This is a genomic window from Acinetobacter sp. 1566109, from assembly GCF_000582255.1.
GTDB lineage: Bacteria > Pseudomonadota > Gammaproteobacteria > Pseudomonadales > Moraxellaceae > Acinetobacter > Acinetobacter nosocomialis.
The window spans coordinates 1-26832 of record NZ_JEYB01000035.1; the positions used below are offsets into that span (position 1 = coordinate 1).

Annotated in this window: 22 protein-coding genes and 5 pseudogenes; 4 read left to right on the forward strand and 23 right to left on the reverse strand. The window is 38.7% G+C overall.

Features of this window, described 5'->3' with window-relative positions:
* A pseudogene (locus J582_RS17970) lies at window positions 1–617 on the forward strand (phage capsid protein); the annotation flags it as partial.
* Between the two features lie 228 nt (window positions 618–845).
* A complete protein-coding gene (locus tag J582_RS17975; RefSeq protein ID WP_004708766.1) occupies window positions 846–1955 on the forward strand; it encodes an S-(hydroxymethyl)glutathione dehydrogenase/class III alcohol dehydrogenase in 1110 nt (369 codons plus the stop codon).
* A gap of 56 nt (window positions 1956–2011) precedes the next feature.
* Here J582_RS17975 and J582_RS26145 read toward each other — a convergent pair.
* The 4 genes and pseudogenes from J582_RS26145 to J582_RS17990 form a co-directional block, all read right to left on the reverse strand.
* A pseudogene (locus J582_RS26145) lies at window positions 2012–2104 on the reverse strand (DUF4882 family protein); the annotation flags it as partial.
* A gap of 712 nt (window positions 2105–2816) precedes the next feature.
* Window positions 2817–3365: a TetR/AcrR family transcriptional regulator gene (locus J582_RS17980; protein WP_032048315.1), complete on the reverse strand. Its 549-nt coding sequence runs from the start codon at window positions 3363–3365 to the stop codon at window positions 2817–2819.
* A gap of 722 nt (window positions 3366–4087) precedes the next feature.
* Window positions 4088–4396 (reverse strand): helix-turn-helix domain-containing protein, encoded by a 309-nt coding sequence (locus J582_RS17985; protein WP_001101310.1) that lies wholly within the window; start codon window positions 4394–4396, stop codon window positions 4088–4090.
* On the reverse strand, window positions 4393–5724 hold the full coding sequence (locus J582_RS17990; RefSeq protein ID WP_032048316.1) for a type II toxin-antitoxin system HipA family toxin: 1332 nt from the start codon (window positions 5722–5724) through the stop codon (window positions 4393–4395). The genes J582_RS17985 and J582_RS17990 overlap by 4 nt, the downstream gene beginning before the upstream one ends.
* A 295-nt stretch (window positions 5725–6019) precedes the next feature.
* Here J582_RS17990 and J582_RS17995 point away from each other — a divergent pair, with 295 nt between their 5' ends.
* Window positions 6020–6460, forward strand: coding sequence for an HD domain-containing protein (locus J582_RS17995; RefSeq protein ID WP_032048317.1), 441 nt, complete (start codon window positions 6020–6022; stop codon window positions 6458–6460).
* Window positions 6461–6494: 34 nt separating this feature from the next.
* On the opposite strand, the gene J582_RS18000 is transcribed toward J582_RS17995, so the two are convergent.
* The 18 genes and pseudogenes from J582_RS18000 to J582_RS18070 all read right to left on the reverse strand — a co-directional run bounded on the left by J582_RS18000 (window position 6495) and on the right by J582_RS18070 (window position 25460).
* Complete coding sequence (locus tag J582_RS18000; RefSeq protein WP_032048318.1) at window positions 6495–7139, reverse strand: hypothetical protein; 645 nt, start codon at window positions 7137–7139, stop codon at window positions 6495–6497.
* Between the two features lie 11 nt (window positions 7140–7150).
* Window positions 7151–8122 carry a 5'/3'-nucleotidase SurE gene (surE, locus tag J582_RS18005; protein WP_080961328.1) on the reverse strand — a complete coding sequence of 324 codons (972 nt, stop codon included), beginning with the start codon at window positions 8120–8122 and terminating at the stop codon, window positions 7151–7153.
* A gap of 232 nt (window positions 8123–8354) precedes the next feature.
* A complete protein-coding gene (locus J582_RS18010; RefSeq protein WP_032048321.1) occupies window positions 8355–9518 on the reverse strand; it encodes a hypothetical protein in 1164 nt (387 codons plus the stop codon).
* Window positions 9511–10838: pseudogene (locus J582_RS0104945) on the reverse strand (TolC family protein). Before J582_RS0104945 ends, J582_RS18010 begins: the two are co-directional and overlap by 8 nt.
* Window positions 10835–12421 carry a GH3 family domain-containing protein gene (locus J582_RS18015; protein ID WP_032048323.1) on the reverse strand — a complete coding sequence of 529 codons (1587 nt, stop codon included), beginning with the start codon at window positions 12419–12421 and terminating at the stop codon, window positions 10835–10837. The pseudogene J582_RS0104945 and the gene J582_RS18015 overlap by 4 nt, the downstream one beginning before the upstream one ends.
* Window positions 12418–13206, reverse strand: coding sequence for a hypothetical protein (locus J582_RS18020; RefSeq protein ID WP_170318192.1), 789 nt, complete (start codon window positions 13204–13206; stop codon window positions 12418–12420). Before J582_RS18020 ends, J582_RS18015 begins: the two co-directional genes overlap by 4 nt.
* Before the next feature lie 188 nt (window positions 13207–13394).
* The gene (locus tag J582_RS18025; protein WP_032048324.1) at window positions 13395–14942 is read right to left on the reverse strand and encodes a DHA2 family efflux MFS transporter permease subunit; all 1548 of its coding nucleotides are present in this window, start codon (window positions 14940–14942) and stop codon (window positions 13395–13397) included.
* Between the two features lie 25 nt (window positions 14943–14967).
* A pseudogene (locus J582_RS0104950) lies at window positions 14968–16029 on the reverse strand (HlyD family secretion protein).
* A gap of 681 nt (window positions 16030–16710) precedes the next feature.
* Window positions 16711–18171, reverse strand: coding sequence for an indoleacetamide hydrolase (iaaH, locus tag J582_RS18030; RefSeq protein WP_032048326.1), 1461 nt, complete (start codon window positions 18169–18171; stop codon window positions 16711–16713).
* A gap of 92 nt (window positions 18172–18263) precedes the next feature.
* Window positions 18264–18395 (reverse strand): annotated as a pseudogene (locus J582_RS26150) (LuxR C-terminal-related transcriptional regulator); the annotation flags it as partial.
* Window positions 18396–18403: 8 nt separating this feature from the next.
* Window positions 18404–18667 carry a hypothetical protein gene (locus J582_RS18035; protein ID WP_032048327.1) on the reverse strand — a complete coding sequence of 88 codons (264 nt, stop codon included), beginning with the start codon at window positions 18665–18667 and terminating at the stop codon, window positions 18404–18406.
* A 505-nt stretch (window positions 18668–19172) separates the two neighbouring features.
* Window positions 19173–19472, reverse strand: a complete 300-nt coding sequence (locus tag J582_RS18040) for a hypothetical protein (RefSeq protein WP_032048328.1) — start codon at window positions 19470–19472, stop codon at window positions 19173–19175.
* Between the two features lie 67 nt (window positions 19473–19539).
* Window positions 19540–19731 carry a hypothetical protein gene (locus tag J582_RS18045; RefSeq protein ID WP_032048329.1) on the reverse strand — a complete coding sequence of 64 codons (192 nt, stop codon included), beginning with the start codon at window positions 19729–19731 and terminating at the stop codon, window positions 19540–19542.
* Window positions 19732–19793: 62 nt separating this feature from the next.
* Window positions 19794–21188: a methylenetetrahydrofolate reductase C-terminal domain-containing protein gene (locus J582_RS18050; RefSeq protein WP_032048330.1), complete on the reverse strand. Its 1395-nt coding sequence runs from the start codon at window positions 21186–21188 to the stop codon at window positions 19794–19796.
* A gap of 72 nt (window positions 21189–21260) precedes the next feature.
* Entirely contained in the window at window positions 21261–22019 is a 759-nt protein-coding gene (locus J582_RS18055) for an NUDIX domain-containing protein (protein WP_032048331.1), read from the reverse strand.
* Window positions 22020–22079: 60 nt separating this feature from the next.
* The gene (locus J582_RS18060) at window positions 22080–23573 is read right to left on the reverse strand and encodes a nicotinate phosphoribosyltransferase (RefSeq protein WP_032048333.1); all 1494 of its coding nucleotides are present in this window, start codon (window positions 23571–23573) and stop codon (window positions 22080–22082) included.
* 11 nt (window positions 23574–23584) lie between these two features.
* Window positions 23585–24469, reverse strand: a complete 885-nt coding sequence (locus tag J582_RS18065; RefSeq protein ID WP_032048334.1) for a phosphoribosyltransferase family protein — start codon at window positions 24467–24469, stop codon at window positions 23585–23587.
* Between the two features lie 181 nt (window positions 24470–24650).
* The gene (locus J582_RS18070; protein ID WP_050049512.1) at window positions 24651–25460 is read right to left on the reverse strand and encodes a sulfite exporter TauE/SafE family protein; all 810 of its coding nucleotides are present in this window, start codon (window positions 25458–25460) and stop codon (window positions 24651–24653) included.
* A 98-nt stretch (window positions 25461–25558) separates the two neighbouring features.
* On the opposite strand from J582_RS18070, the gene J582_RS18075 reads away from it, so the two are divergent.
* Window positions 25559–26347: an AraC family transcriptional regulator gene (locus tag J582_RS18075; RefSeq protein WP_032048336.1), complete on the forward strand. Its 789-nt coding sequence runs from the start codon at window positions 25559–25561 to the stop codon at window positions 26345–26347.
* Here the strand turns inward: J582_RS18075 and J582_RS18080 are convergent.
* On the reverse strand, window positions 26342–26830 hold the full coding sequence (locus J582_RS18080; RefSeq protein WP_032048337.1) for a GNAT family N-acetyltransferase: 489 nt from the start codon (window positions 26828–26830) through the stop codon (window positions 26342–26344). The two genes, J582_RS18075 and J582_RS18080, sit on opposite strands and share 6 nt — an antisense overlap.
* Between the last annotated feature and the right edge of the window lie 2 nt (window positions 26831–26832).

Sequence of the window (26832 nt, forward strand, 5' to 3'; positions counted from 1 at the left end):
ATGAGGCGATGAATAAAACAGGAACGCCGTATGATGAATTTAAAACATGGTTAAGAAATAAGTTAGGGCAGACCTGCCAAGATATTAGAACAGCAATTAAAGCAAAATATGCAAATGCCCAAGTGTGCCCATTAATCTTTTTCCCATCTATTCGCTCACCAATACAAACCCTAGCAACTTATATTAATTATCCAAGTGAGCATTATTCATACCCTCATTTTGATTACATTATGACTGAAGCCTATGATTGGCTTTTAGAAGCGAAATTAGATTTAGCCCATCAAGCTGTTTCACAAATACCAACTCAAGATTTAGGCTATCCTGCCAGTAAAGTTGCTTATTTATCAGGGTTTGTACCAGATGCATCTATTGCTTATATCTATGGATTCGACAAAAACAAACCATATCGAACACCTATCTGGCAACGTATTTTTGGAGATATGCAAAATAATGTATCTCTAGGGCTTATGAAGCAATTTATCTGGGCATATCCACAAGTTATGTTTGACTCGATTACAATCGATACTACTCAAGCTCCAAATGGCTTCTTTGTTAAAAATACGCTTTATACACCTATTAGTGATAACACGCCATACCCACCGGATATTTACCTATAAGTAAAAATAAGCTGGTTACAAGATAATGATTTGATAAGAAACCTCTTCAAGTAAGGGGTTTTCTCGTTTTTTAAATGTAGGCTTGCTTAGACGTATGTGACTGGCTATGCTGTAATGGATTGCTATGAAAGCCAATTTTAATTTAAGCAAAATTAAGCTCTTGTATTAGCATTACATTATCTATTTTGCTCGACTATAAATACCGAATGATATAAAGGAAACCCAAAGATGAAATCTCGTGCAGCTGTCGCCTTTGCTCCAGGAAAACCTTTAGAAATTGTTGAAATTGATGTTGCACCACCCAAAGCGGGAGAGGTTTTAATCAAGATTACCCATACTGGAGTATGTCATACCGATGCATTTACCTTATCTGGTGATGATCCGGAAGGTGTTTTCCCGGCAATCTTAGGTCATGAAGGCGCGGGGGTAGTAGTTGAAGTTGGTGAGGGGGTAACAAGCGTTCAGCCGGGTGATCACGTTATTCCGCTTTATACGGCAGAATGTAAAGAATGCTTATTTTGTAAATCTGGAAAAACCAATCTTTGTGTTGCTGTACGTGCAACTCAAGGTAAAGGCGTTATGCCAGATGGTACTACACGTTTTTCATATAATGGCGAACCAATTTACCACTACATGGGCTGTTCAACCTTTAGTGAATATACGGTAGTAGCCGAAGTATCTTTAGCTAAGATTAATCCTGAGGCGAATCACGAGCAAGTATGTTTATTAGGTTGTGGGGTAACTACAGGTATTGGTGCCGTGCATAACACAGCGAAAGTACAAGAGGGCGACTCTGTTGCTGTATTTGGCTTAGGTGGTATCGGTTTAGCCGTTGTACAAGGAGCACGTCAAGCAAAAGCAGGGCGCATTATTGTCGTAGATACAAATCCAGATAAATTTGAGCTGGCAAAACAGTTTGGCGCTACAGATTTCTTAAATCCTAAAGATTATGACCAACCTATTCAGCAAGTCATTGTAGAAATGACAGGCTGGGGCGTAGATCATTCATTTGAATGTATTGGAAACGTCAATGTTATGCGCTCAGCTCTAGAGTGTGCACATCGTGGTTGGGGACAATCTGTCATTATTGGTGTAGCGGGTGCAGGCCAAGAAATTTCAACTCGTCCGTTCCAGTTAGTTACTGGCCGTAAATGGTTGGGTACAGCATTTGGTGGTGTGAAAGGGCGCTCACAACTTCCTAAAATGGTCGAAGATGCTATGAAAGGTGATATTCAACTCGAACCTTTTGTTACTCATACCATGCCTTTACAAGACATTAATACTGCTTTTGATTTAATGCATGAAGGTAAATCAATTCGTACTGTCATTCATTTTTAAATGAAGAAAAAAGGGCTGTATTACAGCCCTTTTTTTATGCTTCATAGTTTTATATTTTAAATGGTATTACCACAAATATCAGTTGTATCTGGTGGGTAAATAAATTGAAGATCATCTCGATCAGTTATAAGTTCACTAGATAACAACTGGTGACGGACGACCATTACAGGTTGAAGAAAAGAAAGCGCCAGAGCTAAAAGCTTAATAGTATCAAAGGCTTACTTATACGATACTTCGTATAATGTATATTATGTTAAATAGAATATCTAAAAACCTACCATATATATGACTCTGGCTACTCTACATTACTGCTACGCCGTTTATTCTTTACTACAGTAAATTTTTAACTTGGTATCTGTTGCTCAAGCAACTTACCAAGCCGTGCCACTCTTAAAGACTTAAACTGGCTAACCCTATTTCTAATCTTAGCCACAATAGTTCTGGCAGCTTTCTACAAAATGTAATTACACTTTTATATTTACCCTAGTGAGCCGAGCTACCTTACTAAATTCTAAATTTACGAGCCGTATTATGGCTACTGGCTGCTATACAGATTTCTTTTTCTAAATCGCCTTTTAGTCTCAAAATTTTTAGCCTGCCCACGCTAAAGCTTAAAATACTAAATCTTTGTACTACATTGAAATTTAATAATAAATTTCCAAAAACTTCTTTACACGCTTGGAAAAACTGATATAGTACGTGTGTACAGCTATTGCTTAAATTCAATCTAATAATCCCTAGTAGCTATGAAGCTCAACAACATCATTTTCATACTTGTCTAATACAAATAAATTCAAGTGGTCTTTTCTTAAAAAGATTGAGTAATCATTTTTCTTCTCAAAGTTATTTAGATGAAATAAATTATCTAAACTGTAATAAAAATAGCTCAAGCACTCTCTCATCAACTTCATCCGAGCTTAAACGCTGAATGACGGCGCCTTCGATCATATATAAAAATAGTTTGGCATCGGTAAAGGAAGCATCGGGGTTAAGTGATCTAAGCTGCCTATATATTTCGTTGGTGAGCCATGTTCTATATCTCACGGCGGTTGTATAGGCGTTTGGGTAGTTATTTTTCGTTTCAAAAATGGCTTTAAATAGTAGGTAATACAGCCCGTCTATGTCTGCGTGTAAATCATAGAGCTTTTTGAGTTTATCGGCTGCGCTTGTGTCGTGGTCGTATTCGAGCATGGTGACTACTTTTTCTTGAAGTCGTTCTTTTTGCACGATCAAGCAGATTTCAATAAAGCGTTCTTTAGATTGAAAGTAGTTATAAAACGTCATTTTTGGTATTTCTGACTCTTTCACAAGTCTGTCGACGCCCACGATATGAAACCCGTTGTAATGGAACAGTTCAATTGATTTATTGACGACTTTTAATGCACGTGTTGGGAGAACTAAATTTGGCATATTTTTACCGTTATAAATTAAATTTTTGTTGTATATAAATGAGATATAAAAGCCTTCCACTTTTCTAAAGGTGAAAAAAAGGCATAGCAAAGCCATAAAGACTGTGCCCAGCACATCTCAAGTTTTAATTGTTGATGAAAGTTTTAAGTAATAACGAGCTAAAGCCTGAAAAAGCCTTACGGCGATCAAGCTGCGTTAAATGTTCTAAGCTGTGTTGTTATAACTTATGGCAAGGGCTGCCATGAAATAATGGTGCAAAGCCAACTCCTTTTTATTTGGAGTTCTGCCAAAGCATAAGATTTATGGTGGCAGAACGGAAGCGGGTTGACAGACTGGTAGGACTCCAGCACACATAAAGTGTCCCTCTCCCGTCCTACCGCTACGGGAGGGAACGAGAAGTACACACAAAACTATTCCTCGGAAGGAATAATCCCGATGCGGTCCTATAGCAGTCTGTCAAAACTGCCTGGCAATGTAGGCCAGAAGCCAAATGTTAATCTCCAATATTTGAAGTGTCAATGTGAAATTGGCTAGAAATTATTTAAATAATTATTATTTTTCATTTAATTACATAATTAAGGATATTCTTAAGTAATATTTACAATCTGCTTTTATATCATTAAGTTAAATTTTAAAGTTGCAAAAATTTATATATTAGATTGGTTCAAAAATTATCATTTTGGTGTTCACAAGCGTACGCTTGTGAACGGTTAAGTAGTTACTTACTCGTTTGGCTTTATAATTTTGCTAACAATATGTTCATGCGTAGGTACAAGCCCTGCTTTTAAACCAAGTGGCTTAAACACTTTATCTAACACAGACTGAGTGAGTTTACCTTTATCCTGCTCAATGTCCGTTAAAGTCCGACGGCTTATACCCACCAAATTAGCATATTGTTCTTGCGACAAACCCAACACATTTTTGCGTAAATACGATAGCAGTTGCCCCAATGTAATCTCACTCAACAAATATTGTTTATATAAATCTATAAGAATCTGCTGACGGTCTTGGGTTTGATTTTTTACATTCATAGCAGTTCCCATCTTTTCAATTTAGCTTCTATGTAATCAAATGACAGCGCTGGCATTTCAATAATTTGTTTTGGTACACCTTTATCAACTAATCGTTGCTTTAAGCCAAGCAGGTTATTCGCCAAAGTCCTTAATGTTGCTAGAGATAAATCGGGATCGCACCAAGGAGCAAGTTTTTGTGTAATTTGCGCCCACCGGTATTCACCTCCTTCCTCATACGGACTTCCCCAAGTTGTCGATCTGGTCACAACTTCCGGATCGGCTTTCATAGGTGCAAAGTCATAAATAGGCGAAAGATAAATTTTTCCAGATTTTTTTATAAACGATGTATTCCGACCGTGGTTATCTGAATTGCCAAAAATGATATTGAGTAAGTCGCGTTGTAACCACTCACAAACAAATTGTGATACATCAAAATCTGAGTCAATGCTTGTGAGTAATCTACATAGATCTTCAATGACTTCGAAATGATTAAGATGACTACCAGAAGACTTATTTAGTACAGAATACACAGACTCTAGACCATAGCGGTGCCAATATTGATCACACCATTCTGTATCGAATCTTGGAAGCCACAATGACGGATATTTTGTACCTTCAATGAGCTTCATTTGGGTTGTTTCAATTGTGTTGAAACCTAATTCATTGAGTATCTGATAATAATAATATTCAGCTCTCAGAATGTCACAATCAATCTCGCTACGTTTATTTCGCGGGAATTTAACTAAATAATGCTGATCTGGCTGATCAAATTTTTCTTGGTAGGTGTCAATCCAGACTTTTTGTTCCGGTGAAACACGAATAAGTAATTTGGGAGCTTCCCCGCCAGCACCAGTTGCACCACCACTAATAGCTCCCATTTGTTGAGCATATTCCAGAAAATCAATATTACGCTCAGCCACATCTTCCTTACTAAAATAACGTAAGTGCAAGGTTGACTCTGGGTTTAGTGGAGGTAATGCTTCTTTAATTCGTAAATTACCAACAGGTGCCATCCCACCTTTTTCTAATAGAATACTTTCTTGTTCCGCATAGGTTAAGCGTTGTAAATCTAGATAATTCACCCAATAACGGCGTGCAGCGCCAGATGGAACAATATCATCTAAAAAGCCAAACCATGTGTTCGATTCATGTTTGATAAGAATTTGTACAGGAAGTGATAAACTACAGGCGTGCTCATCTCGTCTGTCTAAATATTGAATGGCATAATTCAACTCATACTCTAGTTCACTGGCACTAGCCGAACCCAACTTAGGTTCCAGCAGTTTTAGCTCTGCTATATCTATCCAGTTTTTATTTAGTAAAGCTTGTATCGTTAATTTTTTCATTAGTACAAATGAGCAATTATTTTCTCAAAAATACTATAAAAATAAGTTTTTGTGAATATATTTGCTCAATTTGATTTATTTTAGACAAAAGTGAGCAAATTTTTGCGCATCTCATATTTATAGATAGCAATAATTTATTTATCCGTTTTCATATGTTGAATATTACATTGTGTAGATTCACCAAACAAACGAGAGTATTCACAACAAAATAGCTTATTCAGTATAAAATTATGACTTAAGCTACCCATCTCGCCCATTAGGCCGTGTCATATACTTAAAGTAATAAGAGTAAAAAATGACTCAAAATAAAGTTGAATTAGCAGAGAAATTGTCAAAAGAATCGCATCAAGGTCAAAAGTATGGTCCTCATGATTACTTTGATTACCATATTAAAGGTGTGGTCAATTCATTAATTGAGCACCGATTTTCGGAAGTCTATATTATTACAGCCCTTCTACACGATAGTGTAGAAGATACACCTCTTACCCTAGACAAAATCGAAAGTTTATTTGGAAAAGAAGTCCGCGATGCCGTTGATGCATTAACTAAACGAGAAACTGAAACACGCGAAGAATATTTGATTCGTTGTGGTTTGAATCCAATTGCTCGAGTCGTGAAACTTCATGATGCAGCCTTTAATGCGCACAACTCATATAAAGAAAGTAATCAATCACGTGTCGATTATTACCTTCAAACCATGTTGATTGTTTCAACGGCGCAAGATAAGTTGAGATAAAAGACAACGAAATAAATCCGTTGCCTTTTTATTTTTAAGATTGTGCAAAAGCCCAAATATCTTTTGATGCAATCGTGTCAGATACAAGTCTAAAAATCATAGGTTCTAGGTCTTCATCTACCACAACATAACCTTTCGAGTTATTTTTTAGCGCATCACACTTATTATCAGTAAGTTGATAGTTTGCGGTATTGGCTAATGCACTTTCAGTAATCACACCTGTAAACACACAATTCGGGTCTTTCGAGACAATTTTACCTTGTGCATTCACCTCGGCATTTACCGTCATTCCATCTGGAAATGATAAATCGTAGGTACCGACCAATTGATTAAGCAAAAGTTTTTGATCAGCAATTTTTTCATAATGTGCTAATTCAACTGTCATCGCTTGATTAGACTGGTTGCTCTTCCAAGTCTTATTTTTGGCATCGTAGCTCATCACAATCTTGGCACGGTTTTCATCATCATCTAAAACCAATAATTTAGTTCCATCTGCGCCAGAATAGTATTTACCCGCCATAGGTAACTCTTCATCAGTTTCGGTACTAATAATATAAGTGCCGACGTCTAAACTCGGCGCTAAGGCAGGTTTTTCAGTCGAGACTTGGTCATCATGATCATTGTCATTACAAGCCGCCAATCCAAGCCCAAGGAGTAAAACCAATAAACAACGTTTCATGGTCTTTCTCCTTACTTGTTAAATAAGCTTTTTAAACGGATTTTAAGCCATTCTTGACCTGCTGGTCGTTGGTCATAAGCCACTTGCATTGCAGTCACCGCAATTTTACTTTGCATTACCACGCTTTCATCCGACATTTGAGCGGCAGTTGGTGCCGATGGTGCCGCGTCTATTCCTAAACCAAATTGGTTGTTGCCTTTACTATCTTTGGTCACTTGGAACTTCAATTTATATAAGTCATACGTCCCAATTTTTGAAAAAGCAAAAGGCGTACTGGTTGTTAAATTTTTAGGGAAATTCACATTGAGGGTAATGCCTTTTGGCAACAACTGGCCCTTGCCTGCCTTAGCTTGTAATTCTTTTAATAACACTACGGTTTGCTTTGCCACAATCGCAGAGTTAGGGTTGTTTAAAGTTTTGTCGTCTACCGTGTTTGTATCGGCGCTTAATGCAATAGATGGAATGCCACGGCCTGCTGAAAACTGTACATTGCCAATGGTGCCAGAGTGTACAACGACTTTTCCGACATTTTGGCCTTCATTTGGGCCAGATAAAACTAAGTCAGGTGCTTTACCCCAATGCTTTGGTGCAACCACGTCTAGTCCATAAACGGTTGCCATGACTGGTGTACCATGCGTGTAATTCCAGTCGCCATTGGTATAGCCCGCTTTGGTAAAGGTTCCAGCAGCAGGTGCGCCAATCGGTGCTGCACCATTGTGACAACCGTTTTCAGCCGTAATTTGCTTATCATTATCTGCGTTAATCGTTGTTGAACTGTACATGACAATTGCACCACCACGACCACTTTGTGGTGAACACGGCACAGACACAAGCACGTTATGACCATTTGCTTTTAATTCATCATAGAGTGCTTTGATATTGCTGGTTAGACCGTCATCATTAACCAATAAAATATTTAATGCAAAAGCTTGAGTCGTACACAAAGACAGAATAAGGCCGCCCAATAAACTTTTTTTCATCACTTAACTACCATGTTCTTAAATTTTGATTTGTATAGTAGTTGCCCTATATGTAGGTTTAGTGACTAATCACTCGTAAAAATCCAAATATTTTTCCATTAAAAATTAAATAATTATATTATAAGTTATTGCTATATTTCTTTTTATCAACTAATTATCAATCTCATTGTTCATGTTAAAAATGACAAAACCCACTTTCGTGGGCTTCATTAAAAGTATCATCTCAGGCTTTAAATTAAATACGCCCAACCTCTAAATATGGAATCAGGTTTTTATCAAAATTTGGTCGTGGGTCGCCTTCAAAACTAATAAAGCCATGCATACCCGTTAAACGCTCACCTTTATAAAACTGGTTTAACTGATAACGCGGGTCTTTATGGGAAAGCGTAAAACTCACCACGCCAACACCCTGCTGTTTTGACTTGTTATAGGCATCTTCAAGCATTTTATGATGCAAAGCCAAATCTTCGGGATGGCACATAAGCGTATGCAGTACATGATACTGAATAGAGTCGCCAAGTTTAGGCAAACGCATGCCCTTAGTTATTGGCGTCAATAAGTTATAAATGGGTCTAAGCACAGCTATGGCCGAACTATAATTTAGAATCTTGGTTTGCTTAATACTATGCTGATCCCATAGTCCAAACATACCCACCAGTTTTTCACCCTTAAAGTAAAGTGAAAAGTCCGAAAGTTTCATCCCTGAAAAATACTGATGACCTTGGGCAAGCTCTTCAAAGTTATAGGCAGGTATAAAGTTGTAAAACTCTGCCATGTCACGAATAAACTGGTTCATGGTTTCCACATGTTTAGCTTCGGCAGCACAGCTACGGATCTCTTGAAGATGACTCTGTTTAGCAGCCTGTTTTAAAAAAGCCGTGATTTTTCTTTTTGCGCCAGTGCTCGTCAGGCTTAATGTTTCTATAAGCCCTTCATCATAATAATCGGGCATTCCCGTTTTGCCCGTTTGTATAGCGGCACGTGCGGCATGATTATCATCAAAAATAATCATTTGGCTAAAGTTAGGTGCGTGCATGGTATCTTTTACATGCTTACCTAACACCTTCACCAGTGATTTACCCCGATAGCTATGGTCTACCCGTAAGTCGCCCGCGTAGCGTAAGTTCTGTATGTTTCGGTCGACATAACAAGGACGATAGCCATTGCTATAACAAGCCACTTTCTTTTGGCTTTCGGTATCTTCAATTACAACATGCAGTTTATGCCGATAGACAATGTCGGACGCCTTAAAATAACTCGGTTCACGCTGAAAGCTAATTTGTATACCTTTGGTGGTCATGGGCACCGCAATTAACTCTCGCAAAGCTTCGTCATCTGCCAAAGTCGCTTCACGGGTAATGAGAGTGTTATTCGCAAGGGGTGTATTTGTTTTATTCATTATTCACCTGTTGTGCGGTCTGCATAGGAACCAAACTGTTTAAACGTCCCATTTGGTCGAGTAGCTGATAGACAAATACTACTTCGTCTTGGTCATTTACGGTTTTTTGGGTTTGGGCATCGAGTAGTTTCTGCTCGGTATTGAGCAAATCAAAGGTAGTTTTGGTGCCCACATCAAACTCTTTACGTGTATAGACAAAAGCAATAGACGCTGCCTCTATGGCATTTGCCAATGCGTCTTTATTTTGTCGGATGGTTTGAAGCTGTGCATAGGTGGTACGGGTACGCTTATTTAAGTCCAGTTCAAGACTTCGTATTTTCTGGTGAGCCAAATCAATATCGGCCTGCGCTTTTTAACATTGGCGCGATTTAAACCATCGTCATAGAGCGGTACATTGAGCTGTAACCCGACCATATAGTTATTACTTTCAGAACCAATATAACTCGCTTCATCTTGCTTTCCGGCACGACTGGTCAGCATAACCGTTGGCCAGAGTTCCCGTTTAGTTAAAGCGTATTGTTTCTCTGCAGCTTGCATTTCATATTTAGCGCGCATTAAAGCCGGATGATTCTTGGTTTGCGCCAAAATTTCATCTAGCCCATTTGGTATAGCAGGCAATTGTTTAATCGCAACAAGGTTGTCAGGTGTTGTACCAGTTACTTGATAAAACTGTGCTTCACTTACAGTCAAGTTAGACTGCGCCTGTGTAATATCGGCTTGGCCTTGGGCGACTTGCGCTAAAACCTGAGCCAAATCTGCACGGGTAATCATACCGACATCAAAACGGCGCTTTGACTCATATAAAGACCGTTGCAGGTTCGCCATGGTCTTTTGTCTAAGTTCTAAAATGGCTTTTTTCTTTAATACGTCGGTATAGACCATGACTGTATTTAAAATGGTTTCCGATCGTTGATCTGACAAGCCTTGGTGTTGAGCAGAAAGCTGACTCTCGGCAATATCTACACCCAAACGATGCCGCCCAGAGGTATAAATCGGATAATCTGCCTGTAACTGCAAACTTCGTCCTTTACGGTTTCCTTCGGTTGGAAACATAACTTTTGGCGGCGTATCTATTCGTTCATAGTCTAGTTGCCCGACTAAATTGACTTTAAGTCCATCACGCTGTTTAGCCTGTTCAAGCATAGCGGTAGACTGGTTTACACTTAAACGGCTGACTTCAAGCTGACTTTCATGTCTTAAACTGGCAGACAACGCCTCGTCTAAAGTCATGGCCTGTGTATTCGACACAATCAACACGCCTAAATATAAGGCGTGTCGAAGTGTTAAAAAACGAGTATTAAATGACTTCATCCCTTTCATAGTTGTTCCAAACTATTAAGGGTGACTTTCTTAAGTGGCTCAGGCTTGATATTGCCTTCGATAATGCCATCAAACATGACCAGTTGCTTATACGCATTCCAACCATTATTGGCTTGGCGAATTTGAGGCTGGTCGAGCTGCCCCAAGTTTCGTGCAAGTTCATAGTGGAAGTTTTGACGTAAGATACTGTCGATATATTCATTGTTAATGCTGTGATGAATATCGCCTTCAAAAAGCACGCAATAAAATGGTTTAACCTGTTGTTGGGTATCAATCGCCAGTAAAGAAATCGCTTTCGATTCGGTTTCGTTTAACTGAGACAACAACTGTTGAGCGGTTTCAGGTGCTAGTTTTTCACCGACCAGATCTACACCAAAGCGGCGGCCTTGGAACTCAAAACACGGAATTTGCTCTATAAAGCCAGTCACTTTTAAACAGTCATCCAGACAGTAACGCAATAAGCCATTCCCCGAAGTAATCAGAGGGCTGACCACATCACCTTGTTTAAGTTGCCATGAAGGAACGATTTGGCCTTGTTTCTCACCTTCTAAATATTCAAATTCATAGAAATGGCTTTGGTATGCGAGTGGGTATTGGTCGTTATAGGGAATGGTCACTACACCTTCGGTTGCCCATAAGCCTTTGCCTTCAAACTGAACACTGGGCAGTTTCTCTTTTAATTTTTCCGCCCAAGCTTTTGAACCTGCGGTATCCCAACTCGAAACTAGACTTAACTTTGGCCAGAGCTTTTTAAAGTCGATCTGTGCGCCGTTTGAACTTGCAATTAAGGCTTGAGCACTTTCAGGGCTATGCGGTGCAGTCACTTCTTTTAGTGAAGACTGACGATTGCCCCATTTACCACTGTTAAGCACTTCAATGACATCTTGTTGCAGTGACTCCAAACGCTCAAGCAATTGCAGCGCAAACGTTGGACTCCACACCGAAATCATGGCTAAGTTACGGTTTGCGACTAAATAACAAATGGTGGCAAACAGTGCATCGTCTGCATTGGCTGCAAAAGCAACGTTACTTGGAACCGCTTGGGTAAACTTAGACAATATACGTTTACCTACGCCAAGTAGCGCACTGTCATCATTTAGATTTTTGTCTTTTAAAACTTCACGCTGACTTTCAGGCAACCATGACACTGACCAGTAATGTGTACCCGAACTAAGCCCTGGGCATTTACGGTATAAACTTGCCATCCACGGCGCAATCGCATGGTCAAGTTCATCTAAAAACAGCTTGGTGTATGGAATAAACTTGATTTGCTCACTCGAACCACTGGTCGGCTGGAAACGAACCAATTTACTGCTCGAGAGTGAAAGCTTTTGTTCACGGTAACGCTGAATGTCTTCTCGCCAAGCGCTATAGCGAGTGGCAGGAAATGCTTTTACAAACTGCTCATAATTTTGAACCTTTTTATCTTTGGCAAAGGTCGAGGTCTGCAAAATCGAATGCAAAATTTGACGTTGCGTGGTCTCTAGGGCATTAAACTGCTTTTGGAAATTACGGTCAGATGCATCACACCATTTTTTTAAAATAAGATGCGAGCCGAGAGTCAGCCATTCATTAGATTTCATTGGATAGCCTCTCTACGTTTTGTTTTATGAGTTACGCGGGCTTCAAACTTTCCTTTACTGGTCGGTTTAGTCATCAGCTTTACAGGGAAACGGGCAATATCTTTCCAGCCAAGACGACCAATACACGGCAGTTCTGTACCGGCTTTCCAAGTGGGATTTTTCTGCTCAAAGAAATGAATATTTGGGTTCTTTTCTCTCATTTCGGCAGTAATCGGTGCAACTTCACCTTTTAGTGGCTGATAGTCATCACCAAAGTTGAGCAAGCCCGCTTCACGGTCATAGTATTCACCAAAGAATTTTTCACAGTAATGCTCAACCACTTCCGAAAGGTGTTGGTTTTCATCTTTAATGTTTGGGTAATAGACATAATAGTTATTGGCAAGTAAGAGATAGGTCTTATAGCCTTTAGAAATGAGAAGCCAATAAAGTTCGTTAAAAGGATATTTGATTCGGAGCTTAATCATGAGTTTAAGCATAGTGCTTTGTAAGCTACGCGTGCCCCAGAACTTCTTCAAAATAACCGTATCACCGCTAAAGAGTACGGTGTAGTCTTTACCATTTAAATAAAAGTGCTGCACAACAACCGTCGAGAAACCGACTATTTCGTCTGTTTCAGAGTCAAAAATTAAAATCGCACCGCTTTTATTTTCAAAATCATCTACAAAAATAGAAAATCTGGTATTTTCATAATACTGTTCGTAAATGGAATACATCACTTTTAGTCGATCAGTATCAATTTGCTCTTTTTCAAAATATTGCCCATAAGTTGCATTTTTCAGGTTCAATTTTGAAATCAGTTTATATGTTGTATTAATCATAATACTTTAATCTCCCACATTCAGATCTTTGAGTTCCACTCGCTCATACGGCGATATTAGAAACTCGTATAAATGTTCTTTTTCTATGAAGGGATACGTTTTGATATGCCCTATTGTTTTTCATTCTTTAAAAGCTGCCCTCTACTGCTAAAACCTTACATATTCATTTTCTTCCCCCTATCCATAAAGATGGTTAAAAAGGCGGTCACAAACATGATGATTGCGAGCATGCGTAATAAATCGTTGAAACTCGATGTTAGTGCTTGAAAGTGAATGTCGCGGTAAATCACACTGAGCGCGATTTGCTGAGCATTTGCGCCGACTTCCTGATATTGCGCCGTGAGTTGGTCGAGTCGTTCTGTAAATATCCAGTTTTGCGGTGTCATCGACTGATTAATCTGGGTGACGTGCATTGCGGTCAGCCAGTCTAAAGATGAGTTAATCAGTGCCAGTCCAACCGCACCACCGATATTACGCATGAGGTTATAAATACCGCTGGCATCGGCCACTTTACTGAGTGACAAAGTGCTCATAGCCAAATGTGACACCACAATCAGGCAAATCATAAGACCAATACCGCGGTAAATTTGCGGCCAAAACATAAAGTCATAATCGCTATGAATGCTGAGGTGCGAATTGAGCCATACACCAAAGCCAGCCAGAACCATTCCAACAAATACGGTTTTGCGGGTATCGAAGTTAGGAATAAGCCACGCAAGGAAAGGCGCAAAACAGAACATGACAATGCCTGTCACCATCATGACGTGACCAATCTGGCTACTGTTCATTTCACGGACTTGCCCAAGAAACACAGGAATCATGTAACCCAAGCCATACAGCGCCATGCCAATCACAAACGTTGTGATGGCACTTAAAGTAAAGTTTTTGTTTTTAAATACTGATAAATCGAGCAAAGGCTTAGGCTGGGTAAAACTTCTAGAAAAGAAAATCATGCCGCCTACAACGCAGATCATAAAAGCAATACGAACGCCTGTGTCGGCAAGCCAGTCATGTCGTGCGCCTTCATCGAGGAAATATTCAAGCCCACCCAAAAACATCGCCATACCGACCAGACTGAGCCAGTCCATGCTTTTGATGAGTGAATAATTGGCACGGTCAATATTTGGGCCTGAGTAAATGACAGTAGCAATGATAATGCCCGGAATAATATTGATCAGGAACATCCAGTGCCATGAGAAATTATTGGTGAGCCAACCGCCAATGGTTGGGCCAATCGCAGGCCCTAAAGTACTGATCATGCCAAACATCACCAATGGCAATGAACGTTTTGCTTCAGGGAAAAGTAGGTACAAGGCCGTCATGGAAGTTGGAATCATTCCGCCGCCCATAAAACCTTGAATGCCACGGAATACCAGTAAACTTTCCAAGTTCCACGACAAAGCACAAAGTAAAGAACTCACCGTAAAACCAATTGCACACATGGTGTAATACACCCGTGTTGAAAGCACCCGCGAGACAATACTCGACATGGGAATTGCAATAATTTCGGCAATTAAATAAACCGTTTGTACCCAAGTGACTTCATATCGACTTGCGCTCATACCAGCTTGAACTTCGTTTAGAGAACTCGCCACAATCTGAATATCAAGAATCGCCATGAAGTTGCCAAAAATCATGGCAGCAAAAATTGCCCATGCAGTTTTTGCAGGAAACCTCCACTCGGCTTCAACATGCTTATTCATTTTCTTATTACCTAAAATTTTTTTATTAAGTTCTTAGGTCAACGGTGGCACTCACCGACATTCCAGGTTTAATCAAATCAATATGCGGGCTTGAATCTATGGCAATACGTACAGGAATACGCTGTACAACCTTGTTAAAGTTGCCTGTGGCATTGTCTGGTGGCATGAGTGAAAAAGTTGCGCCTGAAGCTGGTGAAAAACTCTCAATTTTTCCGGTATAGGTGAGGCTCGGATAGGCATCAAGTTTTAACTTCACTTTTTGACCGATATGCATTTTTTCAATTTGGGTTTCTTTGAAGTTCGCTTGTACATACAAACTATTTTAAGGAATGATCGCCATTAAGCGGGTTTGTGGAGAAACGCGTGAACCTTTTTGAATTCCAAGGCTACCGATCTTGCCCGAAACAGGACTGACCACTTTTGATGAAGCTAAATCAACCTGATACAGGTTTAAATTCGCATTGGCACTTTGAATATCTGCCAAAAGCTGCGCTCGACTGGCTTGTAAGCTCCCCAACTGAGCTTCTGCTGCATGTACGGCGGCTTGCGCTTTGCTGAGCTGTGCTTGAGCTGTTAAATATTGAGACTGGATTCCTTCAAAATTTTGTCGGGTAATCACGCCATCTTTTAACAAGTCTTGATAACGCTCGAACTCTTTTTTCAAACGAGATAGGTCGGCTTGTGCTGCCACTACACCACTATTTGCTTCAGTAATTGAAGACTTGGCAGACTTTTCATTTTGTTGTTGTACGCCCAGTGCGGCTTCTTTTAAGCTGACCACAGAACGGGCTTGGTCATAACGAGCTTGATAGTCACGATGGTCTAATACCGCTAAAGTTTCCCCTTTTTTTACCACCTGATTATCGTTAATTAATAACTCCATCACTTCGCCTGAAATCTTTGGCATAACCCAAGTCACATCGGCTTGCACATAAGCATTATCAGTAGATTGATAGAATCGATATACCAAAAAATAATATACGATACCGGCAACTAAAAATAACAGCAGGACACTAAAAACACCCCAAGTTATTTTCTTTCGACTTTGGAAATTAGTATCAGTTTCTAGCTGAGCTACGTTATCCATATTCATTCCGCTTATTTGTAATATTCGATTTTTTATTTAAGCCAATAAAATTATTGGTTTCTTTTTTACGTAACTTTTCACTTGGTTTTATTCAATGAATCGTGACAGCGTAAAATTTGGTGCAAATTATGGTTCTGAAGTTAATTAAATATCATTGACTTCTTTGCCATATATTTTTTCTATTTATGTCAATAAAGCATATTATATAAACTATGTTTAAAAATTATGTAATTCGAACTAGTGTAGATTTCTCGTAATAAATCCATCTAAAAATTCAATACAAGCTATTGTTAATAAACACTTTACTTTTTATTTAAGCTTCAATAAAACTCTTTTAATAAAAGCAATATATTGCAGAAATATTAAGAATAAATTTTATTGTGTAATATTTAAGTATTATTAATTAAAATAATATGTAATTTAAAAATGAGTTAACAATAAAAATTGTTATACTTATAAAAATAGAATATATATGATTTATAAATATTATATTTTATAAAATTAACAACAACAAACTGACAAAATATTAAATCTAACAAGCAATGATTGCTTAATAAATAAGCCATTATAACAAGTAAAATGGCTTATAATTTTTTGGATAAAAAACAGTCTTAAAATAAATTTAGACCTATTATTAAAAGACAAACAAAGCTTTAAAAATAGTGATTTAAGAGGTTTTGTCTATTGATTTAAAACCTTAAAAATTTCTTCTAAAGTTATTCCAATCGCAAGCAATTCACTATCTTGATGAGCTAAGGCATCTATTTCAAATCCGATTGGCAGTTTTGATTTCGCGCCCTTTCCAATAGGTAAACTCAGGCCCGGTATTCCAATATTACTGCCGGGGTCTGTATTTCGCATGAGTGTCTGGAAAGTTTCAATTGAATAGACTTCTTCGTTTGCTAGTGGTGCAATAATCGGTGATGTCGGAAATAATAAAGCATGTAAATTATGCGCTTTAAATGTGTTTTGGTAGAGTTCAAGCAATTGTGGACGAGCTTCACTAATCGCTTTTTCATACAAAGGTAAAACAGGAACAAATTGACCAGTCTGATCTAAAGTTAACTCAGGAAGAATATTCAGTTTAAAAATTGCCTGTACATCTGGGCTTGAGATCTGATCGACTACAGCCTCTATGGTCAAATTTACATGATGATCTTTCAAATATTGAATCAGGTCATACTTGCCTTCATAGATAGCCACAGGAAATGAAATAGCTTGATTGAGTTGTTCTAAATTTGGCATATCAACGGAAATAATTTCGACTCCTGCACTTTTTAAAAGCTCAAGCGCAATATGAGCCTGTTCATGAACGTCTTCATCTAAATGATTCCAAAAATATGAATTGATACCGAGTCGAATTTGATGAGGCTCTAATGGTTCTTTCTTTGGCTCTTGAGTGATGAGTTCATCAACTAAGATAATGTCAGATACGGTATGTGCAATAGGTCCAGCAGTATCTCGAGTATGTGAAATCGGGGTAATACCTTCTTGTGAATATCGCCCTACCGTAGGACGAAAGCCGACACAGCCATTTAAGGCACTTGGCAGTCGAATAGAAGCACCTGTGTCTGTACCCATAGCAATCGGAACCATACCCGCCGCAACAGCTACCGCACTACCCGAAGAAGACCCACCAGCAATATGTGACGGGTTTACTGCATTTCGTGTACCCACAACGCCCTCTATATGCATGGCAGTATTATAACCTGTTACCCCAAAGGCTAATTCGTGCATATTGGCTTTACCAACAATGATTGCACCTTGATCAATGAGTTTTTGAATAACGGGTGCAGAAGTTTGAGGTCTAAATTGAGCTAAAGCTGGCGTACCTGCACTATTTGGAAAACCTGCAACATGAATATTATCTTTAACCGCAATTAAAATACCCATCAAAGCTGGACATGGTTTTCCACTCAGTTGGTATTCATCCCAATATTGAGCTTGCTGAATTGCTGAAGCTTTATCTGTGCTAATAAAAGCATTTAAGGATTGCTGTTTTTCAATATTATCGAAGTAATGATGCACAAGCTCTTCACAAGATACTTTTCTTTCATGAATCAGTTTAGTAATGATATCTACTGAAGCGTTTGATAAACCCTGTGATTCGATCCAATTATTTTTTTCATTTGTATTTAACATAGTAACTTAGAATCCATTTAAGTTGTAATTTTAGGAACTTAGTACAAATTGCTCATTCATTCGCATCCTCAAAATTGAGGATTGCTTAAACTTTAATGTCGAATGAGCAACGCCATTTCAGTGCGATTATTGCAGCCGATTTTTCTCATAGAATTGTTCAGATGAGTCCTTAATGTAGTAAAGCTAATATCGAGTAAATTGGCCACGTTTTTATCGCTTAAGCCTTAATGTATTATTTTTTGCATTCAGATAGATATTTTTCAATCATAAAATTAACTATATCTGTTTCACCAAGAGCCTCCCTAGTTTTTTCAGTATTATAAGTTTTCCAAACCTCATCCCAATGGTCTTTAATATATGTGACCATACATTCCTTGTAAGGATTTGGTGTATTTTCATGAATATGCGCTAAGAATTTGTCTTGATGTTTAGCTGTAGAATTTCCACAACCAAATAATGAAATAATTAGAAATAATCCTATAGTTAAATTTTTCATTTTTTTAAAAATATCTCCTTCATCAACTAATGGATCTTTATTTTAGGTTTTAAACTCCAACCTTTGATTAAATGATAAACTTTAATAACAACCTTTCAAACGGAATATTTTTTGAATAATAGCTCTTCATATTTTAATTTAATTTATTGTAAGCCAATGAACGGTTTAGCCTTTCTATTAACAATATAAGAGGATCAAAAGTCCCATCTTTGAATGTCCACCTCTCGGTCCAACAGAATATATTCCAGAAATACAATAACAAGAATTTTTAGCGGATTGACTATAACTTCTTAAAGTACGAGTGTTAGTAGATGTGCTTCTAGTTTTGATGAAGTAAACAATAAGCTAGTTGATAAAAATAATATATACTTTCATCTAATATATATACATAAATACGAAATTAAAAAAACCCGCTTCAAAAAGAAACGGGCCATAATAACAAAAAACTTACAGCGCAGTATTTGATATTGATAATACAAATTAAAATATGTATTTCCAATATACTTTAAGAATATAAATGTTGGAATAGGATATTAGTCAACCAAGTATTAAATGCTTGCTTTGACACGAAAGATGGAGCTTGGAATAGATCTATATCAACATTTAAATCATGATGACCTACAACTTTATATCGGCCACCACCTAAAATAATGATGTTTGTATGAGGATATTTCAGTATTGTTAATGCATGGCCCAAAAATCTAGCTTGTTTTTCTTTATCATGCTGACACAGCTTAAAGTCGTGTGAATTTACAAAGAAATCATATTCTCTATCTATTGTTGCCTTAATTTGCGTAAGTTCCACTTCAATCTCCTTATTATGGGAAATCTTTTTATAACACAAAAAAACCCACTATTGACTAGCTCTAAAGTCAAAAATTGATATCGATGTTATCAAAAATAGATGATGCAAAATCAACTATATCTTTTCCGATTTCTACAATTAAATCTGTTACTTCAACTGGATCAGGATTTACAGAATTAAGCACAGAGTTTTCCTGCTTTTGCTCATCCTCGACATCTAATTGTTCTATATTATTTATTGGATCATTTTGATTTTGCATTAATTTAAGTCAGTAAAATTCCGTTGAGCATACTTTAACTGAATCAAGTATGGTTTTAAATCTTAAGCCTCAGCCCCTAAATACCAATTTTTCCAAGAACTGGTTCCTCTCGTTTCAAGAGGCACTGTTGGAATCAATTTCTCTTTTAATATTTCAGTTTGTTCAACCGCTTTTGCAATTCTCGCTTTGACTGAATGAATACATTCGCGATCACCAAATTCGCAGCGGTCTAAAGTTGTACCACCACAAGGCCCGTTGGCTAAACCTTTTGGACATGTTTCAGGGCAAATATATAAAGTGTCACCTAAACGGCACTGACCACAGCTTTCACAACCGACTAGGCTATGTTTACTCAGTACTTCTGTTTTAAGTAATACTTTAGCAACTAAAGTGTTATCCCAAAAAGACGCTTTAAAAATAAACCGTCCAATACCTTTAGCAATTTTTGATCCAAACATTGCTTCATGCATAACATGTAGCTGGCGATATTTAATTAATTGTTTAGACGTTGGCTGACGCGAAAACCGAGCAATTTCAGGCGAAAACTCTTTGCCTGTAGTGACTTGCCAAAGTGAATTCCAAAGCTCTTCTAAAACGTTAAGCTCCAGATGTCTGTATTGCTCGACGTAGCTTTCAAGCAGCATTTGTTCTTCAGGCTTATGACAAGCAGATAAATGAATACCTGAAAATCCCAAATGTTTACATATCAAAATTTGCAAAGCACAGCGCAAATAAACTCGGTCTGTATGCCCTGCCTGTTTTTCGTCTGCCAAAACTTTTAGCATGTGCGCGGTGATTACAATACCCGCGACTTTATGCTTCACCATAAAATTGGCTCGGCCCAAAGTCAGTGGCATGACACAAGCCAGTATTTGCTGTGAATAATTGTTCTTGGTTAAAAATGATTTGGCTTGTTTTAAAGCTTCAATGTCATAGCCCAATTGAGTAATGATAAAGTCAGCGCCTGCTTTAATTTTCTTATGCAGTTTTAAGTACTGCGCATCACGCTCAGCTTCAACATATTTAAATGGATTAAAAGCAACCCCAATACGAAACCCGTCGTGTTGCTTGGCAGCCATTACGGCGTTTACCGACTCTAAGTAACGACTACGAGGCTGCCCATCTCGACCATTATGATGTTCTTTGAGTCTATCGCCTGTAAGCAATAACAAGTTTTGAATATTGGCTGTTTGAGCTTGTTCTAAAAATTGCTCGAAGTCTTGTATGTCTCGCGCCTTACCTGAAAAGTGTAAGACTTTATCGATTGAGTCAGGGTAGCTTTTGCTGGCTTCAAGCGGCGCAATATCATGATCTGAATGTACGCGATCTGCCAATGTCATTGCAGCCGGATATCCTGCAAACTCATGTTTCACAGGATAAATTTCATGCAGTGAAGTGAGGTACTCCACCAGCACAAAAAACTGGTTTTGCTGGAAGCAGGGAGAAACGTGTGACATAGGCAAAGTGCTGATCAAAACATGACATCAATCATAAGCGCGGCATTATAAATCAAAGTGCATCAAGATGCGCTAGTCAGAAAGCTCATTGTTTTGCTTGCCTTCACCCTCTTTATTTCTAGGTAATTCGAGTGAACGAGGAAATATAAAATCAAAAGAATCGAGTGCATAGCGGTAAAGCTGAGCTGGTCGTTTGCCCACAATTTTACTGTGGTTAGTTTCTTCAACTGCACCTGCTTCTATCATACGGCGTCTAAACGCTTTTTTATCTAAGGATTGCCCAAGAATAATTTCATAAATGGTTTGTAGCTCGGTCAGTGTAAATAACTCGGGCATGAGACTGGCTGGCAATGCGGTATAGCGGGTTTTATTGGTTAAACGCTCTAAAGCTAATCTGAGCAATTCATTATGATCAAACGCCAATGCTAAATCTTTTGCTTTTTCCCATTCACTGTATTCAGCCAAAGCTTGGTGTTGATAGGCATTAAAATCAATTAAAGCAAAATACAAAATCGTCACTGCCCAGCCACGCGGGTCACGTTTTGCATTACCCACAGAAGCAACTTGTTCCAAGTAAGGTGAAGCAATCCCTGTTTTTTCGACCAGCTTACGATATGCGGTGGCCATCAAATCTTGGTCATGAGTTAAATCGGCAAAACCACCCGGTAAAGCCCATTGGTCTTTGGCTGGAAAGTTGGGTCGCTTAATGAGTAATACCTGTAACTGACCATTAAATACCGAGAAAATAGCCATATCGACCGTGAGTAAAGGTGCGTCATAATCTCGGCGATCATAACTGGCAAGGAATTCTTGTTCAGTTTGGATAGTCACGTTCAACCTCTCAATAAAAATGATGAGCCGATACTCATGCAACGGCTCATCTAAACTCAGTTATGCGATGGATAAACGCTCACGTATTTGATCCAAAGTACACTCATATTGAAGTTTACCATTTTCAAAGACGGTTTTTAGTACTCCGCCTTGTTCTTGTTCAGCTGTTTGCTGATCAAACAAGGTATAACCATTTTCACTTTCTTCAATGCGTAATAGACCTTTCGCAGATTTTTTCACACCTGAGTCAGTAATTGGGTCTTTGAACAGCTCTCGGCCTACACCATTCACTTGTCCCCAAGTTGCTTTCACAGCAAACCCAAAGGTATCGCGAGTTAAGTAGTTATAGGTAAAGCTACCGATCCCAAACACCAAGTTGTTTGAAGCAAAGCCTTTGGCTTCAAGTCCTTCTAAAATACGCTGTGCACGATCTAGGGTAATCGAGTCGCCATAAATTAAACCAACACGTTCATTAAGCATTTTATAGCCTTGGTCAGTTGTTGTACCGCCAAACACTTCCCATAAACATTCTACCGCGCCTTTATATGCTGGGCTTCCAGCTTCTGCATCTGGGTCACCACAAATAATTTTAACTGGGTCACCAGAGTCTGGTCGGAAAACCAATTTAGCCAAGCCTAAAGCATTAGGTTGTCTTGCCAGAATTTCAGATTTTAAAGCCACCGTAAACTCGGTAATGACTCGCCAAAAGTCCCAAGTATCAGACACAATACTGACAACACCCGACGGATAAAGCTCGCAAATTAAACGTTTAAATGTTTCTAGCTCACTGTCTTCAGTGCCCATACACATCACACTGTGTTCGGTCGCTGGTACAGAAACCCCAATCACACCTGTTGCATTGTAATATTCTTCTGCGTAGTCAATTGAAGCAACCGAGTCTGTTCCAATAAAACTGGTTAAGTGCCCCACACCCGATTGTGCCGCATCATAAATTCCACTCATGCCACGGCTACTAAAATCGTGTCCTTGCACAGGTACAAAATCGAGTGGTGCGCCAGTTTTTACAGCATATTGCGTTAATAAGCGTTTGTACTCATAGGCAATTGTGGCCGTAGTACAGCTTTTCCAAAGCTCAGCACTTAACACCGTTTCAATATAGTTAGTTAACCAAAAGAAACGCGGGTCGGTATTAATTACGGTAAGCACGGGTACACGCATATTGACGCGGCTGCCTTCTGGCAAGGCTTTAATCCGTAATGGTAAATATCCCAAGTCGTGTAACGCTTCAATGTGATCAACAGGTACTGCGCCTTCACCTAATGAACTATCCATACGGCGTTTATATGCAGCTACCACTTTGTCTTTAGGTTGCTTAAAAAAGCCTTCATTCCATGTATCAATTAAAAAATGTTTGATAAAACCCTGAAGACCAAAGAACACAACTTTATCATCGAAGTCAGGCAACATTTTAGCAAGTCGAGATGAACGCGGCGTAAAGTTTGCGTACACGTACTCTGTGCCTGCTGGATACTGACGTCTGTGATCAGCTTTATAAAAATCGATAGCGTTTAATGGATTAAGTTTAATCGTCATCTTTATTCTCTTTATTTTGCTGCAAAAGCAATTACTGAAATTTTGTCTGATGGTTGTTGAGGAAAACTGTCTGAGGTAAATAGTTGGTCAAGCAATCCATCAAAAACCTCTATTCCTTTACTGAAAATACCGTGGGTCACGTATAGAACGACCTTATGGCAATTGAGGCGACGCAGTTCTTTGGCAATACCAATAAAGGTTGCACCGCCGTCGCAAATGTCATCGGTAATGACCGCTGTTAAACCTGATAAATCAGTTGCATGTACATGTGTACCCAAAATTTTGCCAGTCACTGGATCACGTTTTTTATCACACTGAACAACAGTGATAGATTGTTTGCGCTCAGAATTAAAAGCATCTGCAACCATTTTTGTACGTGCTTTCGCGCCTTTGTCTGGGCAAATCAGTACTGTTTTTTCATCTTTTAACAATGTACTTAGCGCTTCACTCTTTTCAATGATGTCGACTGAACTCACATTTACAACTTCGCTAAAAGAAGTATTGGCAGCAAGTAAGGCTGTAGTGACTTCACTATGGCAGTCCCAAACAGTCACTTTGCCTTGTTTACCCGCTTTTTTGTCTGCATTAATGTTGAGTAGCTTCGTCATCACATCAAGCGAGAACGCTTGGCCTACTGCACAAATACGGTCCTGACGTGCATATGGAAAATACGGAACTTCTAGGTCAATGGTTAAACCTTGAGTCAGCAATATATTTTCAAGTAGTAAATAGTCCATCACATCATGACTTGAGGCCATCTTTGCACGGACCAATACCTTGCCAGATAGTGAACCTAAGGTTGTCTCATCAATTTGAACATGACGCTCGCCACCAGAAAACTGCGTAAATTTCACTGGAATTTCATTTCTTGCCGCATCTAAAAGCTGGATAGCCATATCATCCTCTTTTTGTCTGATGACCTTCGATGAATATATGGTGGCACAAAGCCACTATATATTTCAAGTCTATTTTTCAAACTTTTTTCAAAGCCCTTTAAGACATAAAATTTGCAGTTTTAGAGCATTTAGAGATTTGTTATTTAAGAAAATTTATTCTTCAAACATTTGAAATAAAAAATTAATTTACGAAAAGCATGACGAGTAGAACTATTATTAAAAGTAGCGGATATAACTTTGCCCGCCATAAATCAGGCAGTTTTGAAATAAATTTTTCTGAAAAATATAGCCCGATCCATGTCCCTGCAACCAAGAATAAAGCGGCTTCAAACCAGATCAAACCGATAAATCCACTAGGTGCCCATGTAGATTGCCAAATTGACAATACACAGTAAGTAAACGTTGCAGTTAAAGACAGAGGTAGTGTGAGAATATTTGCAATCGCCGCAGCTTCGACCATAGAACTACCTCGGCGCCGTAATAAAGGAACCGTCATTACACTTCCTCCTACACCTAAAAGCGCTGCAACCCAACCAATTATTCCGCCTTTAATCAGTTCACTGTTTTGACCATGGTTTTGCTTTTGTCTTGATGCCACCATAAAGCCTGGTCGGTAATAACAATCTAGAATGGTTATAAACACATAACCCATAAATATCCAGCGAAGCCAGTTTCCATTAAATAATGAAGCCATTACTGCACCCACAATTCCCCCAAGTGCAATACCACCCCACAAAAAACGGATTTTTTGCCAATCTATATGTCCAGACCGATAGTGCCGAAAGACTGCAAAACTTGCCGAGCACAGCATGACAAAAGCAGATGTAGCAATGGCGATTTGCATGGCATGTATGCCGATATTACTTTCATTACTCCACTTTTGAATAATGACTGTATAAAGCAAAGGTACAGCCACAAAACCGCCGCCAAAACCAAATAACCAAGTGGTAACGCCTGAAAGTAGTCCAAATAAAAATAGCTCATATAGCATCATCATCTTCCTCACATTTATAGAGGCATGATATAAAATAGCTATATGGCAAACTAACGTAGAAAAGCCATCTTTTTATTTATTTCAGCCAAAAATATATGCGTAATATTCCAATTAACGATGTAGACCATCTACCGCAACCAGTTCTAGCGTTAGGATCAGATTATTCTGCTGATACCTTGTTAGATACGCATAGCCATCGTCGTGCACAGTTCTTATATGCACCCGAAGGGCTTATGAAAGTTGAAACTGAAGATGGACAATGGCTCGTGTTACCGTACAGTGGTGTATGGATACCTGCAGGTAAAGCACATCAGGTATGGCTATCTAAAGTCAGTACTTATAGTTTGTATATAGAAGTGAGTAATGCCCCAAGACAGGCAAACTATTGCGAGGTCGTGCAAGTTTCACCGCTAATGCATCAGTTACTGATTCAAGCAAATCAACTGCCTATTGACTACCAACGTGCAGGCCGTGATGGTGCTCTTATCGATTTATTGTTATATGAATTAGAAGCTGCACCAGCCCTGCCTCTATTTATTCCATTGCCTCGCAACACATTACTATCTCAACAATGTGCTGAGTTTATGGAGCATCCTGATATTCATAGCAGCCCTAAAGATTGGGCACATGACCACAATAAAAGTGAACGGACTTTTCACCGCTGGTTTAAGTCTGAAACTGGCTTGTCCTTTCAAACTTGGCGTAATCGAGTCTGCATTATTTATGCTTTAAATGCCTTAAAAGAAAATATCTCGATTACGGAAATTGCTTTTAGTTTGGGCTATGAACACTCGGCAGCTTTTACCGCAATGTTCAGCAAAATTATGGGTTATCCACCTACCCATTTTCAAAAAAGATTTCATGCGTATGATAAGACGCTATAAAGATTTACTCATATGAATCGTGTCATACGTATCGATCCATTCGCGTTGAATAACCTCAAAACCTTGTAGAGTCCAAAACTCTTCAGCCGCCGGTAAAAATGGATGAGTATGCAAATACAAAGTCGTAATTTCACTGTTTTTGGCATGGCTAAACAACATCTCACATAGCTGGGTCGCGATGCCCTTACGACGGTATTCAGGCAATACAAATAACTTAACCACCTCAACCGTATTAGACGGTAAATTTAAATCAAAACGATGGTCATAAGCCCGATATGCAATCGTGCCAATAATGCGGTTTTGGTCTTTTACTGTAATGAAGCAGCCCAGTGGATCATGGATATAATGCTGCTCAAAATTTTGTAAATCTTTGGGGACTTGCCCATGATAAATTTCTGGGAATAACAGCTCTCTTGTATAAAGCGCAAACTCTACCGCAGACGTATAGTCTGATTTATCAACCAATTGATAATAAAGTGTCATAT

Bases quoted from the DNA above. Each gene is read 5' to 3' on its own strand.
- J582_RS17975 (WP_004708766.1), top strand. From the start codon at position 846: ATGAAATCTCGTGCAGCTGTCGCCTTTGCTCCAGGAAAACCTTTAGAA.
- J582_RS17980 (WP_032048315.1), bottom strand. From the start codon at position 3,365: ATGCCAAATTTAGTTCTCCCAACACGTGCATTAAAAGTCGTCAATAAA.
- J582_RS17985 (WP_001101310.1), bottom strand. From the start codon at position 4,396: ATGAATGTAAAAAATCAAACCCAAGACCGTCAGCAGATTCTTATAGAT.
- J582_RS17990 (WP_032048316.1), bottom strand. From the start codon at position 5,724: ATGAAAAAATTAACGATACAAGCTTTACTAAATAAAAACTGGATAGAT.
- J582_RS17995 (WP_032048317.1), top strand. From the start codon at position 6,020: ATGACTCAAAATAAAGTTGAATTAGCAGAGAAATTGTCAAAAGAATCG.
- J582_RS18000 (WP_032048318.1), bottom strand. From the start codon at position 7,139: ATGAAACGTTGTTTATTGGTTTTACTCCTTGGGCTTGGATTGGCGGCT.
- J582_RS18010 (WP_032048321.1), bottom strand. From the start codon at position 9,518: ATGAATAAAACAAATACACCCCTTGCGAATAACACTCTCATTACCCGT.
- J582_RS18015 (WP_032048323.1), bottom strand. From the start codon at position 12,421: ATGAAATCTAATGAATGGCTGACTCTCGGCTCGCATCTTATTTTAAAA.
- J582_RS18025 (WP_032048324.1), bottom strand. From the start codon at position 14,942: ATGAATAAGCATGTTGAAGCCGAGTGGAGGTTTCCTGCAAAAACTGCA.
- iaaH (WP_032048326.1), bottom strand. From the start codon at position 18,171: ATGTTAAATACAAATGAAAAAAATAATTGGATCGAATCACAGGGTTTA.
- J582_RS18035 (WP_032048327.1), bottom strand. From the start codon at position 18,667: ATGAAAAATTTAACTATAGGATTATTTCTAATTATTTCATTATTTGGT.
- J582_RS18045 (WP_032048329.1), bottom strand. From the start codon at position 19,731: ATGCAAAATCAAAATGATCCAATAAATAATATAGAACAATTAGATGTC.
- J582_RS18050 (WP_032048330.1), bottom strand. From the start codon at position 21,188: ATGTCACACGTTTCTCCCTGCTTCCAGCAAAACCAGTTTTTTGTGCTG.
- J582_RS18060 (WP_032048333.1), bottom strand. From the start codon at position 23,573: ATGACGATTAAACTTAATCCATTAAACGCTATCGATTTTTATAAAGCT.
- J582_RS18065 (WP_032048334.1), bottom strand. From the start codon at position 24,469: ATGGCTATCCAGCTTTTAGATGCGGCAAGAAATGAAATTCCAGTGAAA.
- J582_RS18070 (WP_050049512.1), bottom strand. From the start codon at position 25,460: ATGCTATATGAGCTATTTTTATTTGGACTACTTTCAGGCGTTACCACT.
- J582_RS18075 (WP_032048336.1), top strand. From the start codon at position 25,559: ATGCGTAATATTCCAATTAACGATGTAGACCATCTACCGCAACCAGTT.
- J582_RS18080 (WP_032048337.1), bottom strand. From the start codon at position 26,830: ATGACACTTTATTATCAATTGGTTGATAAATCAGACTATACGTCTGCG.